The 16,871-nt window shown below is 45.1% G+C and carries 14 protein-coding genes; 7 read left to right on the forward strand and 7 right to left on the reverse strand.

The window, feature by feature from the left end:
• Window positions 1–5: 5 nt before the first annotated feature.
• Window positions 6–3,740: a VCBS repeat-containing protein gene (locus AABA75_RS19280; protein ID WP_338294360.1), complete on the reverse strand. Its 3,735-nt coding sequence runs from the start codon at window positions 3,738–3,740 to the stop codon at window positions 6–8.
• A 280-nt stretch (window positions 3,741–4,020) separates the two neighbouring features.
• Here AABA75_RS19280 and AABA75_RS19285 point away from each other — a divergent pair, with 280 nt between their 5' ends.
• Complete coding sequence (locus AABA75_RS19285) at window positions 4,021–4,449, forward strand: hypothetical protein (RefSeq protein WP_338294361.1); 429 nt, start codon at window positions 4,021–4,023, stop codon at window positions 4,447–4,449.
• 42 nt (window positions 4,450–4,491) lie between these two features.
• On the opposite strand, the gene AABA75_RS19290 is transcribed toward AABA75_RS19285, so the two are convergent.
• Together AABA75_RS19290 and cutA are read right to left on the reverse strand one after the other, a co-directional pair.
• The gene (locus AABA75_RS19290; protein WP_338294362.1) at window positions 4,492–6,327 is read right to left on the reverse strand and encodes a protein-disulfide reductase DsbD; all 1,836 of its coding nucleotides are present in this window, start codon (window positions 6,325–6,327) and stop codon (window positions 4,492–4,494) included.
• Complete coding sequence (gene cutA / locus AABA75_RS19295; RefSeq protein ID WP_338294363.1) at window positions 6,324–6,641, reverse strand: divalent-cation tolerance protein CutA; 318 nt, start codon at window positions 6,639–6,641, stop codon at window positions 6,324–6,326. The genes AABA75_RS19290 and cutA overlap by 4 nt, the downstream gene beginning before the upstream one ends.
• Window positions 6,642–6,800: 159 nt before the next feature.
• Between cutA and AABA75_RS19300 the strand changes: the two genes are divergently transcribed.
• Both AABA75_RS19300 and AABA75_RS19305 read left to right on the forward strand, forming a co-directional pair.
• A complete protein-coding gene (locus tag AABA75_RS19300; RefSeq protein WP_338294364.1) occupies window positions 6,801–7,319 on the forward strand; it encodes an FxsA family protein in 519 nt (172 codons plus the stop codon).
• Window positions 7,320–7,401: 82 nt separating this feature from the next.
• Complete coding sequence (locus tag AABA75_RS19305; protein ID WP_338294365.1) at window positions 7,402–8,277, forward strand: transporter substrate-binding domain-containing protein; 876 nt, start codon at window positions 7,402–7,404, stop codon at window positions 8,275–8,277.
• Here the strand turns inward: AABA75_RS19305 and AABA75_RS19310 are convergent.
• Window positions 8,264–8,917 (reverse strand): DJ-1/PfpI family protein, encoded by a 654-nt coding sequence (locus tag AABA75_RS19310; protein ID WP_338294366.1) that lies wholly within the window; start codon window positions 8,915–8,917, stop codon window positions 8,264–8,266. The two genes, AABA75_RS19305 and AABA75_RS19310, sit on opposite strands and share 14 nt — an antisense overlap.
• A gap of 257 nt (window positions 8,918–9,174) precedes the next feature.
• On the opposite strand from AABA75_RS19310, the gene AABA75_RS19315 reads away from it, so the two are divergent.
• From AABA75_RS19315 to AABA75_RS19325, 3 genes are all read left to right on the forward strand, one after another.
• On the forward strand, window positions 9,175–9,465 hold the full coding sequence (locus AABA75_RS19315) for a co-chaperone GroES (RefSeq protein WP_338294367.1): 291 nt from the start codon (window positions 9,175–9,177) through the stop codon (window positions 9,463–9,465).
• 38 nt (window positions 9,466–9,503) lie between these two features.
• Window positions 9,504–11,150, forward strand: a complete 1,647-nt coding sequence (groL, locus tag AABA75_RS19320; protein WP_338294368.1) for a chaperonin GroEL — start codon at window positions 9,504–9,506, stop codon at window positions 11,148–11,150.
• A gap of 125 nt (window positions 11,151–11,275) precedes the next feature.
• Complete coding sequence (locus AABA75_RS19325) at window positions 11,276–12,475, forward strand: flavin monoamine oxidase family protein (RefSeq protein WP_338294369.1); 1,200 nt, start codon at window positions 11,276–11,278, stop codon at window positions 12,473–12,475.
• A 62-nt stretch (window positions 12,476–12,537) separates the two neighbouring features.
• Here the strand turns inward: AABA75_RS19325 and AABA75_RS19330 are convergent, their stop codons facing one another.
• The gene (locus AABA75_RS19330) at window positions 12,538–13,260 is read right to left on the reverse strand and encodes a DUF1330 domain-containing protein (protein WP_338294370.1); all 723 of its coding nucleotides are present in this window, start codon (window positions 13,258–13,260) and stop codon (window positions 12,538–12,540) included.
• Between the two features lie 97 nt (window positions 13,261–13,357).
• On the opposite strand from AABA75_RS19330, the gene AABA75_RS19335 reads away from it, so the two are divergent.
• Window positions 13,358–14,227 carry a LysR family transcriptional regulator gene (locus tag AABA75_RS19335; RefSeq protein WP_338294371.1) on the forward strand — a complete coding sequence of 290 codons (870 nt, stop codon included), beginning with the start codon at window positions 13,358–13,360 and terminating at the stop codon, window positions 14,225–14,227.
• 46 nt (window positions 14,228–14,273) lie between these two features.
• Here AABA75_RS19335 and AABA75_RS19340 read toward each other — a convergent pair whose 3' ends face one another.
• Both AABA75_RS19340 and AABA75_RS19345 read right to left on the reverse strand, forming a co-directional pair.
• On the reverse strand, window positions 14,274–14,546 hold the full coding sequence (locus tag AABA75_RS19340; RefSeq protein ID WP_338294372.1) for a hypothetical protein: 273 nt from the start codon (window positions 14,544–14,546) through the stop codon (window positions 14,274–14,276).
• Between the two features lie 114 nt (window positions 14,547–14,660).
• Window positions 14,661–16,835, reverse strand: a complete 2,175-nt coding sequence (locus AABA75_RS19345) for a winged helix-turn-helix domain-containing protein (RefSeq protein ID WP_338294373.1) — start codon at window positions 16,833–16,835, stop codon at window positions 14,661–14,663.
• Window positions 16,836–16,871 lie beyond the last annotated feature (36 nt).

Genomic DNA, 16,871 nt, shown 5'->3' on the forward strand with positions numbered 1-16,871 from the left:
AATATTTAAAGCTGGTTCATCATCTCACGTGTGGGCAACGCTAGCGGCAAAGCCCCTTGCGCTGGTGACAAGTAGCGATTGTTGTTTTTACCAAGCGCATAAGTACGAATACGGTACAGCCCCGTTTCCGGGAAATAAAGCGCGGGATCACTGGCCCCATCGCCATCATAGTCCGCCACTACAGGCAACGCCTCACTCGCGTCAGCGAATCTAATCAACACCGACTCACCCGAAGTGGAGTAACGGATGATGAAAAGCGCTCTGGCAGCACGCCATACTGCAATATCGGTAATACCATCACCGTCATAATCTGCAGGTACTGGCACATCATCATCAGATAAACCCAATACCACTCGCTGAATATCATCACCGCGTTCACTATTGTAACTGCTACCGCTGGAGTTTTTCACGTACCATGTTTTATTACCCGGCCTGCGGAAGGCTAAATCCGCTTTGCCATCACCATCGAAGTCTCCCGTCAGGGGGATGTCATCTGGTTGCAAACCAAAGGTGCGTTCTATTATTTGCTCTGTGGATGAAAGTCGAATAATCCACAAGCTTTTGGAAGGCCGACGCACGGCCATATCGACAATGCCATCGCCATCGTAATCGGCAGGTACGGGAATGTCTTCATCAGCCAGACCAAACTTCACCCGCTGAATACCATCGCTCCGATCACTGTTGTAATTGCTGCCGCTGGAGTTCAGTACATACCAGTGTCTGGTTTCAGGGCGGCGAAAGGCAATATCGGTTATACCATCACCATCAAAATCAGCCGAAACAGGGATATCCGAAGTTCTCAACCCAAAGGTTTGATGTTGTTCTTCGTCAGACTCCGACAGCAGGATATGCCAGTTGCGCTGCTGCGGCTCCCGAAAACCAATGTCGGCTTTACCATCACCATCAAAATCTAACCGGGTTTTGCCTCTAACAGGTTCACTGTTGAGGTGCAGGCGTACCAGCTCCGTGCCCAAAGGTTTGCCGTTTTGAACAATGTAAGAATCAAGCCAGATATCACCGGCGAAGGATAACCAATCACCGTGAAACACATCATGATTAAGTTCGCTGAAGTCAAATACCGGGGTCGACACACTGCTTCGCCACAGTCTGACGCTATTAATGCTGCTTCCCTCAGATACAGACTGGGTAATCACAACGACTTCATCTTCTACCACGTTAAAACGCAGCAGCTCTCCCTGAATCTGCATCACCAATTCCGGCGCGTCCATTTGTTCGTTGTAGCGGAAAACGGCTTCGCCGTGTTCTTCGGTTACCGCGACAAAAAACAACGTATTGTTTTGTTTCAAATAGCGCTCGCCAATGCTGTTGAAATCGGCTAGCCATTGTTTGTCTGTAGAGTCCCCTTCAATGCGATACAAAGCGGCATTACCATCCTCCGGATGTTCAAACATCAGCAGATTTTGTGATAATCCGTGGATCCGTCCCGTGCAGCCTAAACTAACAAATTCATCAGTCAGGGGGTCGTGGCGCATTAGCTCCCGCCTGTTAAAATAAATCAAATGATCAACGATAGTAGTTTTATCGCTATGCAGCAGATCTCCGCTACAATCTGGCGCCTCTTCTTCTTCCAATGGATAATATTGCTGCTCTTCAATATCCCAACGCCAGAGCAAGGATTGATTGTCTAGATAACGCAAGAGGTAAATAGACTTTTTATTAATTAGCCGAGTACCGTTGGCAACATCATTGAATACGGTTTGCATTTTTCCCGTCTCAGGATCATAGAAAAAGATATCGCGTGTACCATCTAAACCACGCTCGTAATCTTTGCGAATAACTATCACTGCAATCAAGTCATCCACAACTGAAAAGTAATGTTGAGAGCCGCCATCAATTCTGTCGTTAAACGCTGTCAGAGTATCAAAGCTATTGTCTGTCGTATTAAACTTTGAATAAGTAAACTGGAAATCTTCGTCTCTGTGACGAATTATCAGTTCATTATCTGTTGCCACCTTAATCCGGACATCATCAAACTCTCTGCCCAGATTGATAGGCAACAACTGGGGTACACCAGAAGCCCCCACTTGCCACAAATAACGTTGTGATAGTGAAGATTTGGCCAAAAAATACATCTTATCGTTGGACACTACTGCACTGCGAGGCATTGAACTGCTATTGCTCTGCACAAAAGGGGGTAATTCAATGATGTTCAGATTTTCGTCAACCCACCAATAGCTTACTTCATTTTGAAAATTGCGCTTTCTGATAATAATCAATTCATCGTCAATGCGATCAATATTCAGGCTGTATCTATTTTCAAGATTGATATTGGGGATTTCTGTCAATTGCGCTGTGCCACCATCCAACTTCCAGAAAGAGACCGGTTTATCTTCTCTATAAGCAGGATTAGACATAACCAAATATTGGGCTCCCATCCTGTACAATTTGACGTGCCCTGACAGCAACATATTGGCCTGGCCAGTGCTGGTGTCTATGTGCCACAAACCGCTACGGGCAGTATCAAATGCTGTTGGGTCGGTAAGTTCCCCGGTTCGGATACTGGAAACAAAATACATTTGTTGGTCATTGAAAGAAAAGTCCTTACTGATAGATTGTACTTCCCAACAATTATATTTCGGTTGCACTGCGGTCAATGTGTCAGGAGTCAACTCTACCTGCTCTTCATTTTCCAGATCGAAACGCCAGATACCATACCCGGAATCAGATTCATTACTCACGTAAAAAAACGCTCCGTTGTTAAACGCAATGGGAGGAAGCGCAGCAGAGAGTGAGCCCTCTCCCTCATGGCATTCCCAATAGGCATTGAGGTCAGCAACCTTTTTTAACTGTGCAGAAGCAAGATTGTACAACCACAACTGCCCACCAAGCTGCCGGGGAATAGGAGCTTCGAACCGCAATGCCATCCATTGAGCATCAACCGCCGCAATATTGGCTGTATAAAAGGTTCCGTCCTGAAGCAAGCTGTCATTAATTTCCTTCATCGGCTCAAGCGTGCCTTCCGCTAAATCATAAGACCAAAATTCTTGTTCATAATTACCTGGCCTGAAATCAATAATCAGACTATTTTGAATGCCTGTGAAACCGCTGATCCAAACACCCTCGCCATTATCACGGGTACCTGTTAAATTGGTTATTTGCGTAGTGGCAGCATTGGTTATGTCAACATGCCAAAGCTCGGTAGTTTGTTCCTGCCCAGGTTCAATCGAAGCACCACGCAAATATAAGTTATCCTGGTAAACCTTAATCTCCGGAATTAAATCAAACCTGGAAGATACGGCACTGATACAATTACACGCTAAATGGTACTGCCATATAGCTTCACCACCTTGTTCGTGCTCCGCAATAAACACCAGGGTGTTACTAATTGCGGTCAGCCCCCTCAGTACTGCACCGTTAGCAAGCCCATTAAGATTTACTAACCTGGCCATTTCCTCGTCGGGTGAATATGACCACAGTTGGGTAGTCGATGGACTGCTTTCAAAAAATAATCGCCCATCCACAACTATCATCTCGTCAATGGAAAATGCACGACCGGTTGGTTCTTCAATTGCGATGTATTTTTTTTCACCGGTTTGAGGATTATATTGCCACAACGCGTCCGGCTCACCAGAAGACCATGATAAATAGTAATAAATACCATCAATATTCACCCTTGCGGATGGGACAGAATTTAACCCTTCAGCATTTTTTAGCAAGTCGTAAACTGTGCTTTCTACTTGAGCGTAAGCGCAGAAGTTGCTAAAAATCAAAAAAATCAAAAAAATCAAGCTGTTGACAACCAGCCAACAATTTCGGACAAGTTTAATAGCATTGCGTAACATAGACAGTTCCCTTTTATCTGTTGTTATAGTGCACGATGTGGATTGTAAACGTACGAAAGAGTATTTTTATTCGCATTTTATACAGAATTAAGCGAGGTTGGTATGGTAAAGAAAACACATACCTCATTGCTCAGATGAAAACTTGTTGTATCAGCCTCCCAATCGATGTCATATATAACTGTGACTACCGTCTGACCGGAAAAAAGGATAATGCGTTATGTCCGCTGAACTTTACCTTTTGCCACTTGCTGCTGCTATCTGCCTGATAATGGCACTATTGGAAGCATGGCTTCTGACTGCATCGCGCTATCTGAAATGGCGCTGGGTGAAAAAGATATTTCCCAATTATCGGGATTTAGTGCGCTCGCATATCGATTATTTGATCATGAGCGCCTTGTTATTCGGCGTGTACCTGACACTATTACAGCTACAAATATCAGTACCCGGTATCATTCTATGGCTCACCTTTATCGGTGCCATTTACAATCCGTTTGGCTTTATCTTGCAGGCCATAAAGCCCGATATTGTGGGAGACGACTTGCTATCAAAGATCGGGGTGGTGCTCGGATTTTTACCCCTTAGCATTGGTTTAGGATGGTGTGCAGTCGCAATAGTTGCGGTCAGTTACAATCGGGTATTTCTGTAGGCAAATGGGAACCAGCCAGGTTCCCATTTTGATTAATTAGCCTTAGTTTAGCGCCTTGCGCACATGGGCTTCGAACTTAGCCGCCTTCATGAAACCCGTTACGCGGGCACTATCCAGTTCAGTGCCCTGCTCATCGAAAAACATGATAGTAGGCAACCCTAAGATCGCAAAAGCTTCCTGAAACTCAATGGATTGCGGAGTATTGTCGGTCAGATCGATTTGCATCCAAACTGTGTTGGAGAGGGCATCTTGCACGCCGGCATCGGTAAAGGTGTACTTTTCAAACTCCTTGCAGGCCACACACCAATCGGCGTATAAGTCGATCATTACCGATTTCCCCTGGGCATTGGCCGCCGCGAGCTTTTTATCAAAATCTGCCAAGTCCTTCACTATGGTAAATTCGGGATGAGCTTTGGCGCTGCTCACTCCTGTTTGCGCGCCATTCACTCCAGATAACCCCGTTTGCAGATGCTGCCAGCCCCACATGGCTGAAACAAAAAGCCCGAGGAAAATCACCAAAGTGCGCACGCCCTTCCAGAAGGTGGCGTTACTGTTTTGATTCATCACGTAGAAATAACTAAACATTGCCAACCCAACCATAGCCCAGGCGAGATTAGTCCAGACGTTTTCTACCATACGCTCCAAGAATAATAGCGCGACGGACAACATCATAAAGCCAAAGGTGACCTTAACGATGTTCATCCAGTTACCCGCTTTAGGTAGTAACTTGCCACCGGTAACGGCAAAGATAATCAGCGGTATACCCATACCGATACTCAAGGCATACAGGGCTGTGAATCCAAGCACTAAATCACCACTTTGGGCGATGAATAGCAAAATGCCGGTAAGAGGCGCAGTTGTGCATGGGGATGCCACCAGGCCAGAAATAGCCCCCATGATAAATACTCCCACAAAACTACCACCTTTTTGTTGGGCGCTCATGTTATTGAGCTTCACCTGCCAGCTCGAAGGTAATTGTAGTTCCCAGGCTCCGAACATCACCAGCGCTAATAGCGTAAAAATAAGGGTAAAGGTAATGAGGATCCAATCAGCTTGTAGCGCGGCCTGGAATTGCACCCCCGCACTGGCCACTGCTAAACCAATTAACGAATAGGTAATGGCCATGCCCTGTACGTAAAAGAAGGATAAAACCAACACGCGAGAGGTTTTTGCTTGTTTGCCTTGCCCCACCACGATGCTGGAGATAATGGGATACATAGGAAATACACAAGGTGTAAACGCCAGTGCGGCCCCCAGGAGTACGAAGATGAGTAAGGTGATTACCAGCGGTTTTTCACCGGCCAACATGTTCTGTAGTTCAAACTGCTCCGATACCGATGCTGGTTGTTCAACTGCAGCGACAGCATCAGTGGTCTCAGCGGGCTTGTTAGTGTCATCGGCTGCTGCAACGGCATTGAGATAGACTAATTTAGTGGTCGGTGGATAACATAAGCCGGCTTCCGCACACCCCTGGTAGCGAACTTTAAGTACGCCATCTTGTTTGGCGTATTGAATAAGATGAGAAACTTCTAATTGGTTAAAATAAACATCAGAAATACCGAAATACTCATCTTCTATTTGCTCATGCGCGGACAAGAATTCTGGTTCGGTGACACGGATATCTTTCTCAACATACTTATATTGCTTTTTATACAGGTAATATCCATCAGCAATCTGCCAGGTAAGTTTTAAACTGTTTTCTGTCTGAGCGAAATCAAAAATAAAAGCTTCGTCAACGGGCAAAAATTCGGGGGTATCAGAAAACAGATCATCAACGCTGCTTTCAAACTGCCGGGCCTGTGAGGGGGCGAAGCTGCCCGCCAACAAAAACAAGAAAACAAAACATAAAACAAATAAAAACTGATTTTTACTACTCATTGAACCGTACTTTTAATCCACTCTTCGTATTCTGAACCTGCGCCATCGGCTTCTAAAATCACCCACTCCGGAACGTCGTAGGGGTGCACTTTAAAAACTAACTCTTGCAGTGCCTGTAACGCCTTTTTATGGGTTTTTAACACCATCTGACATTCTGAACTTTGATGCACCTTGCCTTGCCAACGATATACCGACAACACACCGGGGATAATATTCACACAGGCCGCTAAATTAGCTTCGACAACTTTACAAGCAATATCGCGGGCATGTGATTTATCCGGACAAGTACACAAAACAACACACAAATCTGACATAATAGCTCCTGGAGCGTGTTTAAAGACCCGCTTGCCTGAAATCCTATTTCATTGTTCAGGAAAAAACCGGCGGAAAAACCTGGTTACACTCAACGCATTGAGTTTTGTTATAAAGCCTCAATGTAGATAAAGATACAGCACAGGCTAAAAGAGACGAACGTGTTTGCAAAACTTTTCTTATTATTCGCGATTTTACCCATTATTGAAATAGCCCTTTTGATCAACGTGGGTGAGGTTATTGGCGGCTGGAATACCGTCGCTATCGTGATCATAACAGCATTTGTAGGCGCGCACCTGGTGCGCAAGGAAGGTGTGCAAACCCTGGCTAACGCGCAACTAAAAATGCGCAGTGGTGAAATGCCCGGCCAGGAAATGGCAGAGGGCTTGTTGCTGTTAATTGCAGGTGTATTACTGGTAACACCGGGTTTTGTTACCGATGGTATCGGTTTTTTATTTTCCATGCCGCTGACACGTCCTTTGATTGCCCGCTACCTGATGCAGAATTTTGGTCATCGCGTGGTGATGCATCACTCGTCTGCGCATCACTCAACAGGAGCAGGTTTTCAACAGTCGCCCTTCCAATCACAGCAGCAACAAACACAACAACCGTTTCGAGATAGCCACAAGCCGCATGATTCCAGCGTTATCGAAGGCGAGTACCAGCGCAAAGACGATTGATAAAAAATAGTAAGCTGAGTTGTCGTTTTGGTCCTGCATGCGCTTTAATTAACAGGAAACCAGATATGAAAAGAGTGAAGTAGTGAGATTTTTCGCTTTGTTTCTGCTTGTGTTCACTGCGCTAACTAAGGCAGAAACCGTCCTGACCTATCCCCATCAGTCTTTCTCTGACGGATATCCCCTGACTCTGTTAAAGTTAGCATTAGAAAAAGCGGCGCCCGCAGAACAATATAAGCTCGAAGAATCTACCATAGAGACTCATCAGGGACGGGCTCTGAAATTACTGGCTCAAAACGTTGAAATCGATGTGGCCTGGAGCATGACATCCATCGCCAGAGAAAATGAGCTATTGGCGATAAAAATCCCCATCTATAAAGGACTTTTTGGCTATCGGGTATTCCTGATCAAACAGGAGCAACAAGCGCATTTTTCAACGTCGTTACCACTGAGCGTATTACAAAATGAGCGTTTAGCCGTGCAAGGCCACGACTGGCCAGACATAGAGGTACTCAAACACAACAACTATAAGGTAGAAAGCGTTGAATTCTATGATGCTATGTTTGAACTATTGCATAAAGGCCGCGCCGACTATTTTCCCCGCTCGATTTTGGAGGCCTGGAGGGAAGCAGCAACCCATAAAGCAGAAGGTATAGTTGTTGAGCAACACCATTTATTGCATTACCCCGCATATGTTTTTTATTTCGTACATAAAGACAACAAAAACCTGGCTCACACTATTAAAAAAGGGCTGCTTGCCAGTATTGAGGATGGTTCTTTTGATGTGTTGTTTGACACCATCGAAGATGGTGCCATCGCCAAAACCGATATCCCAAAACGTCGAGTGATACAATTAACGAACCCGACAATTGATACACGCGATGTATATCAATGGCCTAAGCTACAAGATATCTCTTTATCTGTTGACACTACTCAGCCTGAAGGTATTAAAACAAACTAAAATGTTTTACCGGTGTTACCGGGTGACGCTGGTATTCGTGTCCACTGTCTGCATCATTGCGATGATATTCCATGTATTGTGCGGTTTTGTTGGCCACTTGCGCTCCGGCTAAACATTGTAACACATCAAATGCCGCATCAATGCCCGCAGAAATCCCCCCAGCAGAGGTGAGTTTACCTTCAGTAACGTAGCGTAAATGCTGTTGCGGTAGTCCTGCAGGAACCAGCTTTGCAAGTGCCGGGTAAACCTCCTGATGCGTGCAAAAGCGCTTCTTATCCAATAGCCCTAAACTGGCCAAAAAACGGGTACCAGAACACACAGTTAGTACCTGCTCAGCCTTGTGGTATTTTTCTTCAATCCAGCTCTGATAAGTCGGGTTATTGTAATGTTGTTTGGTACCATCGCCACCGGGCAGCACCAAAATGTCGATATCTTCCGGGCAATCTTCAAAGTTGTAATCGGCAACCACCTTCAAGCCATTCACCGCCGTAATCGGTTTATCAGAACAGGCAACAGTGCACACCTCCAATAACGAGAATTGGTGCAATTCATCAGCTACAGAAAACACCTCAAACGGCCCGGTAAAGTCTAATACTTCTACTTGATCAAAAATCAGAATAGCCAACTTTTTTCGCTGCATAATTTTACTCCAGGACAATAAATTCAGGCCATTATCAAAGTCCTTTCATTGATTTACCGGACATTCATCCCGCATTTTTGGACAAAATCAGAAAATTTTACTTTTTTTTAAAAAAAGTGCTTGAGATCGATAACCAGACCCCCATCTAGGCTTGCAGACACAAACAACAAGCCATTTTGCGTATGCAAGGTGGCAGAAATAACCGCCCTGTGAAGGGTTTTTATTTTACTAAACAAGACTGATCAGGAGATCTTGAGATGGCAATTCGTCCTTTACACGATCGCGTTATCGTAAAGCGTCACGAGCAGGAAACTAAATCTGCTGGCGGCATCGTTCTAACTGGCTCTGCTGCTGAAAAATCAACGCGTGGCGAAGTTATCGCTGTTGGTAACGGCCGCATTCTTGACAATGGCGATGTGCGTGCCCTTGACGTAAAAATTGGCGACATCGTTGTCTTCAATGATGGATATGGCGTTAAAACTGAAAAGCTGGATGGCGAAGAAGTGCTTATCATGAGCGAAGGCGACATCCTGGCAATCGTCGAATAATCCAACCCATCAACTAAGCAAATTTAGAGGAATTAAACATGGCAGCTAAAGAAGTACGCTTCTCAGATGACGCTCGCGCAAAAATGTTGGCGGGTGTTAACGTTTTAGCAAATGCAGTAAAAGTAACATTAGGTCCTAAAGGCCGTAACGTAGTTTTAGACAAGTCTTTCGGCGCTCCTACCATCACTAAAGACGGTGTATCAGTAGCCAAAGAAATCGAACTGGAAGACAAGTTCGAAAACATGGGCGCACAGATGGTTAAAGAAGTTGCGTCTAAAGCGAACGACGAAGCTGGTGACGGTACAACTACTGCAACTGTGTTAGCCCAGTCTATCGTAACTGAAGGTCTGAAGTCTGTTGCTGCGGGTATGAACCCAATGGACCTTAAGCGCGGTATCGATAAAGCCGTTGCGGCAGCTGTTGAAGAGTTAAAAGCACTGTCTACTGAATGTAAAGACAGCAAGTCGATTGCTCAGGTAGGTACTATCTCTGCAAACTCTGACGAAGAAGTGGGTAACATCATTGCAGAAGCAATGGACCGCGTAGGTCAAGAAGGTGTTATCACTGTTGAAGAAGGTCAGGCTCTGCAAAACGAATTAGACGTTGTTGAAGGTATGCAGTTTGACCGCGGTTACCTGTCTCCTTACTTCATCAACAACCAGGACAATGGCACTGTTGAACTAGACAACCCTTTCATCCTTTTGGTTGACAAGAAAGTATCAAGCATCCGTGAATTGTTGCCAGTATTAGAAGCTGTTGCAAAAGCGTCTAAGCCTCTGTTGGTTATCGCTGAAGACTTAGAAGGCGAAGCACTGGCTACTATGGTAGTTAACAACATGCGCGGTATCGTTAAAGTTGCTGCAGTTAAAGCACCTGGTTTCGGTGATCGTCGTAAAGCTATGTTGCAAGACATCGCGACACTAACTGGCGGTACTGTGATCTCTGAAGAAATCGGTCTTGAGTTAGAAAAAGCCACTTTAGAAGATTTGGGTACAGCTAAGCGTATCGTTATCAACAAAGACAACACCACTGTTGTTGACGGTGCTGGCGACGAAGAAGCGATTAAAGGTCGTTGCGCGCAAATCCGTGGTCAAATCGAAGAATCGACTTCTGACTACGACAAAGAGAAGCTGCAAGAGCGTCTGGCTAAATTGTCTGGCGGTGTTGCCGTTATCAAAGTTGGCGCGGCTACTGAAGTTGAAATGAAAGAGAAAAAAGCACGCGTAGAAGATGCACTGCACGCAACTCGCGCAGCGGTAGAAGAAGGTGTAGTACCTGGTGGTGGTGTTGCTCTGGTTCGCGTTGCAGCAAAATTAGCTGGCCTTACTGGGGACAACGAAGACCAAACTCACGGTGTTAACCTTGCACTACGTGCGATGGAGGCGCCTCTGCGTCAAATCTCTACTAACGCTGGTGCAGAAGCCTCTGTTGTAACTAACGAAGTTAAGAACAACGAAGGTAACTACGGTTACAACGCCGGTAACGACACTTACGGTGATATGATCGAAATGGGTATCCTTGACCCAACTAAAGTAACGCGTTCAGCTCTGCAATTCGCAGCGTCAATCGCAAGCTTAATGATCACCACTGAGTGCATGGTTACTGATGCACCTAAAGATGATGCACCTGCGGCTCCAGATATGGGCGGCATGGGCGGCATGGGTGGCATGGGCGGCATGATGTAATCAGCCCCGGCTACTTAATCTATTTACGAAAAACCCGGCATTGGCCGGGTTTTTTGTTTTCTTTTCTCGCTCTTAGTGTAACCATGCTTTAAAGTCTGAATGTCGACTCGAATAGAGTATCGATTGTGCCTCTGCGAAATTTCATTAAAAACTATACCATTGCGGCAGTACTTGCCTTCATCTCGCTTGCTTGTGTCGCAAGCGGTGGCGATTATGTACCCGAAAATAACTCACCCAATGTCACAACGACATCTGAAGTCATTGTTATTGGAGCCGGTATTGCAGGTTTAACAGCAGGCTATGAGTTACAACTAAAAAATATCGATTTCATTATTTTGGAAGCCACCGATAGATTTGGTGGAAGATTAAAAAAAGATACTGAATTTACTGACGTTCCAATTGATTTAGGCGCAGAGTGGATACATACGGCGAGTAATCCAAAAGAACTGTTAGCCTCCTTCATTAGTGATAAAGCTGCCAAGGACATTGATGTTGAGCTAATCAAATATTTACCCACAAATGAATTTAAATTTAAAAATACCACCTGGTACGATTTCGTGGCAGACAATCTGGCACAAGCAATTGCAAAGAACATTATCTACAATAGTCCAGTTACCCATATTAATTACAGCAGTGATACCGTGGTTGTTAAAGCAGCTGAACGTAACTACACAGCAAAAAAAGTACTTGTCACCGTGCCTTTAGGTGTACTTAAAGCAGGAATAATCTCCTTTGAACCCGAATTATCTCGAGAGAAGCAGGATGCTATTGCCAGTATCGTCTTCCCACAAGGTTTGAAAGCTTTTCTGAAGTTCTCCAGTAACTTCTATCCCGAACTATATGAAGACGATATTGACAATGTTAACAACGGAGAGGTCATTGAATGGACTGAATACAGTTATTTTGATGCAACTTTGGGTAAAGGATCCGATGAAAACATTTTGGGTGTTTTGGTCGTTCGAACAAATGATCCGCTAGCTCAGCAACAATCAGATGAAGTCATAGTTGCACAAATCCTTGAAGACCTGGATCAGAAATTTAACGGTCGGGCGACTGCAACGTTTAAGGCGGCAATCGTAGAAAACTGGACAACAAACCCATATGTAAGAGGCACTTACTCTTCACCTTCATTTGATAAGGCCAATTATTCAAGCGCCAGTGAGGAAGAATGGGAAGCAACAAATGTGGCTTTGCGCGAAAGTTTAGCAGCCCCTGTAAACAGCAAAGTGTATTTTGCTGGTGAAGCAACATCACTAACGCTTGGTTCCAGTGCAAATGAAGCGGCTTTATCCGCCATTTCTGCGTTAACTTCAATGGGATTCTAACCTCACACTCAGACTTGTTTAGCAGTGCATCGGTTATACACTGCTAATGTTTAGTTTGCCCCTCAATCCATCGCAGAAACGCGTAAAAAAGCAAAATCCGTTACCCCGGTTTCTAACAGGTGCTTGTGTTTGAGATAATCTGGGGAGGTCAAAAGTTGCTGTAATCCTTCAGCGCTATCCCACTCTACCAAAGTTATTTGACTCACCTGCTGTGCAGACTCGCTATGAGTGTCAAAACCTGGTTGGATCATCTTATGAATGAACTTACCACCTGCTTCACCTAGCGGCGCCTGTATATTATGCAGATACTTGGTGTAATCACCCGGATGCTCTGGATTAAATGACGCAAAAGCCAGGGTATAGAACTTGTCTGGACTAAAATTAAGCGCCAGTGATGAGTCTAAGGCTTTGGTGAATAAATCCAGCTGTTGCCAGCCTTTGGCTCGCATTGCCTTTAGTGCTGGCCAACGAGGGTCATTTTGAAAGGCCTGCCAACGATCTACATCCTCCCATTTTCCGATCACAATCACTGGCGCGGTTATGTTTCCCACCAGACTTTTGTCCACTTTAAGCCTTGCCACCGTTGAAAAACCGTAAGAACGAGCCAAAGGTATCGCCGTGTTATAATATTCTCTTCTGATGTCTTCTGCGTTTTCTTTTCCAATGGCAACAATCACTTGCATTGCAGCGCCCGGGGCAAAGTTGATAGCTGATTCACCTGCTTTAACTCCAGCGGAACAAACGCAAAGTACCAGTAACATCATCAACCAGTTTCGATTTTTCATTTCTTACTCTCCATACCAATTTGTTACTTCAACTTACTTTATGCAGCACTCAACGTGAGAGGATTGTTTTTAACCTGGCCTGGTGTATTATCGTGCCATGCAAGACTGGAATGTTTATCAAGTGGTTCTGGCGGTACATCGTGCAGGCTCCTTGCGCGGTGCGGCGAAGCTGTTAAACACTACACATACCACCGTTGCCAGACGTCTTGAGCAACTGGAAAGGAAACAACGAGCTCCGCTCTTTGAACGCCTTGTTAACGGTTTTAGCGCCACTGCACTGGGTCACTCTTTTATCCAGGTGGCTACCAAAATGGAACAGCTTGAACTCAGTTTGCAAAGGACTAACGCCATTCAAGCCAATGCCCTGCAAGGACCCATTACCCTGTCTCTGGGTGAACCTTTATTCCAGTATTTTTTGATGAATCCATTGAGTGAATTTCAAAAAGCCCACCCGGATATCCAGCTAACTTTGCACTGCACTACCGCCTTTGTGGATTTGGATAATGCCGAAGCAGATGTCATTATTCGCAGTACCAATACGCCGCCACCTCATTTAGTGGGTCGGCGTTTTGCCCCTTATGGCTTGTCCTTTTATGGCAACCCAGATTATCTCAGTAATACTCCCCAATCAGAGCTGCGCTGGATTACCCGCACAGGTCAAGGGCCTCGCCCGGAATGGCTAAAATCGTCTCCTTATCCCAATGCACCAGTATTTTTGCAGATTGATGACATCGTCGGAGTATTTAAATCCTTAGAGCAAGGTTTGGGGATAGGCAGGGCGGCGTGTTTTATGGCAGATCAATCTAAGCAATTAGTCAGACTAGAAGGGGCAGAAGTGACGCCCCAGTCGGAAATGTGGGTACTAACTCATCCAGATCTCAGGGACCTTCCCCGTGTAAAAGCCCTTATGCAATTTTTATATGAAACCTTTGAACAGAATGCCGGATTGATATCGGGTACACATTGAAAATTCGCTTTTTTTGAATGTGGCAGGAGCAGCTGTAAACGTTAATCTAGCCAGTCAATTCGTATATTAAAGCCCAGACAATGGTTTGAAAAAAGGTAAAGATCCAGAAGTACACACTGGCGACGAGAAATTTGATTGACGGACTTTCATAACTTTTTTTGCTGGTAATCCACCAGGCTCCGGCTATCGAGATAACAGAAATCGCAATCAGATAGAGTTCCCACTGGATTTTGTTGCTAGATGCTAAAGCTACCGGGCTAAAACAGCTAATCAGAGCCAGAAAAAGTGGCTTAGCCAAACTATTAAGGTGTTTTTGCATTCGTTCAACTTATCCTGGACTGAACCATTAAACAGCTATTGTACTCATTATTTCAGTCAATGGTTCAACAATTACTTTGCTACTCACTCCAGTTCCAGAGGCCTTTTAATCGCCCTATTTCAACGTCAACTCCACTACATCCTTACGAGCGGCGATACGCATGGTGAGCAGGATGCTTTCGCGGTTGATATCGGTAATGGCATCAACCGTATCTGGCAGGTCAGCCAAGATGTTAAAACTGGCATCGTCGAGATCATAAGACCACAACTGAAAGTCGCGATTAATACCATAAATTACATTTTCAAAAATAACTGCGTGCAAATTGCTGCCTTGCTCTACCAATGCAGGAATGAGTTTGTCCTCTGCAGGTCCCGGCTGCCAGTAACGCTCCATGTGATCCTTATAGATCAATAAGCCTGACGCACTTTTCTGGGCCCAGCCGACCTGTTTGTTATTGATCACTCGCATACCAGCCTCTGCCAGATTGAGTTCCACAAAACGCTTTACGCCATTGACCCATGCCATAGCCAATGCCGTTTGTGCCTGTTTATCCCAGTGAAATAAGTTAGAGATGGGCGAAGTGAAACTAAAACTTGAAGATTGCCCGGTCAGAGAAAACTGGATGAGTTCATAAGCTGCACTTACCAATATACTTTGTCCATCGCCACTCCATTCAAAGCCACTAATAAAGGTGTCCAGTGGGAATTTGCTCAGTTGTCTGAGGGTATCACCCGTAGCTAACCAAATTTGTGAAGTGCCGGAACGATTTGAAATAAAAGCGATACTATCGCCCCCCGGCTGGAATACGGCAAGATCTTCCCCATGGGTGGAACGGTAAAGAGCAGTATATGCCGGGGTTGAGCCACCATTTTTGCGGCTTTCAGTGGCAAACTGCAACCTTGGCATAGAGACAATATCACTGTCGTAATAACCTTTAATGGCAAGTAAGCGCTTACCGTCGGGATGAAAAACAGGGGTCCCCATGGCTTGGTCCAATGGCACGCTAACTCGGTTAATTTCACCGTCGAAAGTCAGGGTAAAAAGCTGTCGACCAGTACTAAACACCATCAACTCGCCTGATGGTGCAAGGCGAGGATACAGAGGACGAAAGCTGGCGATTTCCTGCGGATATTTAATGGCTTGGCGCGAAAGGTGTTGTCCATCTGAACTCAGAGTTTCGATGTAAAATTTGTCGTCCTGCAACTTGCTGGTTAAGGCAATTAATTGTTTTTCTGTGGAATAATCAAAGGCAATAACATCGCCAGACTCGGGGGCATAGAGAATGGAACTTTTGTTGTTACTGATGGAATAGCTTATCAACTGCCAGCGTCCACTCTGTTTTTGCATTAAAGCTATTTCGTCGTTATTCAGCCAGGTGGCACTGCGAATTTCAGTATTGTTGCATTCCAGCAACGTTTCGGGTGATTGCGGCGCGTTAAGTGCCGCTGCAAAATCAATACTTTGCAGCTGAAAACAACTCTTTTGGGTGACAGGTTTTCTGCAATCCTCCTCTTTAACAAAAGCCAGAGTTTTTCCATCGGCAGAGAACGCGGGGCGGCCGTAAAAGCTAAAATTGTCGGTCAGCTGGAATTCTTGTTGGGTTTCGGTATTTTTTGCCCAGAGTGAGTTTACACAAAGAATCTCCGGATAGCGTTTAAACACAATGTATTTACCATCAGGTGAATAGGTGCTTGCCAGTTCGCGGTTATCAGTAGTGGTCAAAGGACGGATATCAGCTACTTCGAAATTAAATTGCTGTGTGCTTTGCTGCCAAAAGTTGACCGAGACGATAACCAATATCAGCACTAACAAGCCTAAAGCTAACTTCCTGGTTGAGGAACTTGAGGGTTTGGCAATAACAGAGTTTTCAGCAGGCTCAACATCGTCGTTAACTTCATCAGGTTCTGTTGAGTGCGCTTGTTCAGCAACATGCAAAGCCTTGCCATTGGATTGCGAAAAACTACCGTCCGTCGTTTGCCAACGCACATTGCACTCCAGACTATAGCCTTTTTTAGCATGGGTCCTAATAATAGCCTGTTGCTTACTGTCATCCCCTAAAGCTTTGCGCAATTGTGCGATACAACGCTGCAAGGTATTCGGCGCTACAATAGTGCCTTGCCAGATGTTATCTAGTAAATCATTCTGACTGACGACCTTGCCTTGGTGCTCAGCAAGATAAGTAAGCACCGCCAGTGCCTTGGGCGGCAACGTAATGGTTTCGTTATTGTGGGTGATCTGATTGCGGGACAAATCAATGAAAAAACCACCCAACCAAAATTGTTCCGCCATAAATCCTCTTTGTAGCTCAGCTCAAAACCCCATTGA

Source organism: Planctobacterium marinum, assembly GCF_036322805.1.
Taxonomy (GTDB): Bacteria; Pseudomonadota; Gammaproteobacteria; order Enterobacterales; family Alteromonadaceae; genus Planctobacterium; species Planctobacterium marinum_A.

Excerpts from the sequence above, each read along its gene's own strand:
- AABA75_RS19285 (WP_338294361.1), top strand. The coding sequence starts at position 4,021 with ATGTCCGCTGAACTTTACCTTTTGCCACTTGCTGCTGCTATCTGCCTG.
- AABA75_RS19290 (WP_338294362.1), bottom strand. The coding sequence starts at position 6,327 with ATGAGTAGTAAAAATCAGTTTTTATTTGTTTTATGTTTTGTTTTCTTG.
- cutA (WP_338294363.1), bottom strand. The coding sequence starts at position 6,641 with ATGTCAGATTTGTGTGTTGTTTTGTGTACTTGTCCGGATAAATCACAT.
- AABA75_RS19310 (WP_338294366.1), bottom strand. The coding sequence starts at position 8,917 with ATGCAGCGAAAAAAGTTGGCTATTCTGATTTTTGATCAAGTAGAAGTA.
- AABA75_RS19315 (WP_338294367.1), top strand. The coding sequence starts at position 9,175 with ATGGCAATTCGTCCTTTACACGATCGCGTTATCGTAAAGCGTCACGAG.
- groL (WP_338294368.1), top strand. The coding sequence starts at position 9,504 with ATGGCAGCTAAAGAAGTACGCTTCTCAGATGACGCTCGCGCAAAAATG.
- AABA75_RS19330 (WP_338294370.1), bottom strand. The coding sequence starts at position 13,260 with ATGAAAAATCGAAACTGGTTGATGATGTTACTGGTACTTTGCGTTTGT.
- AABA75_RS19335 (WP_338294371.1), top strand. The coding sequence starts at position 13,358 with ATGCAAGACTGGAATGTTTATCAAGTGGTTCTGGCGGTACATCGTGCA.
- AABA75_RS19340 (WP_338294372.1), bottom strand. The coding sequence starts at position 14,546 with ATGCAAAAACACCTTAATAGTTTGGCTAAGCCACTTTTTCTGGCTCTG.
- AABA75_RS19345 (WP_338294373.1), bottom strand. The coding sequence starts at position 16,835 with ATGGCGGAACAATTTTGGTTGGGTGGTTTTTTCATTGATTTGTCCCGC.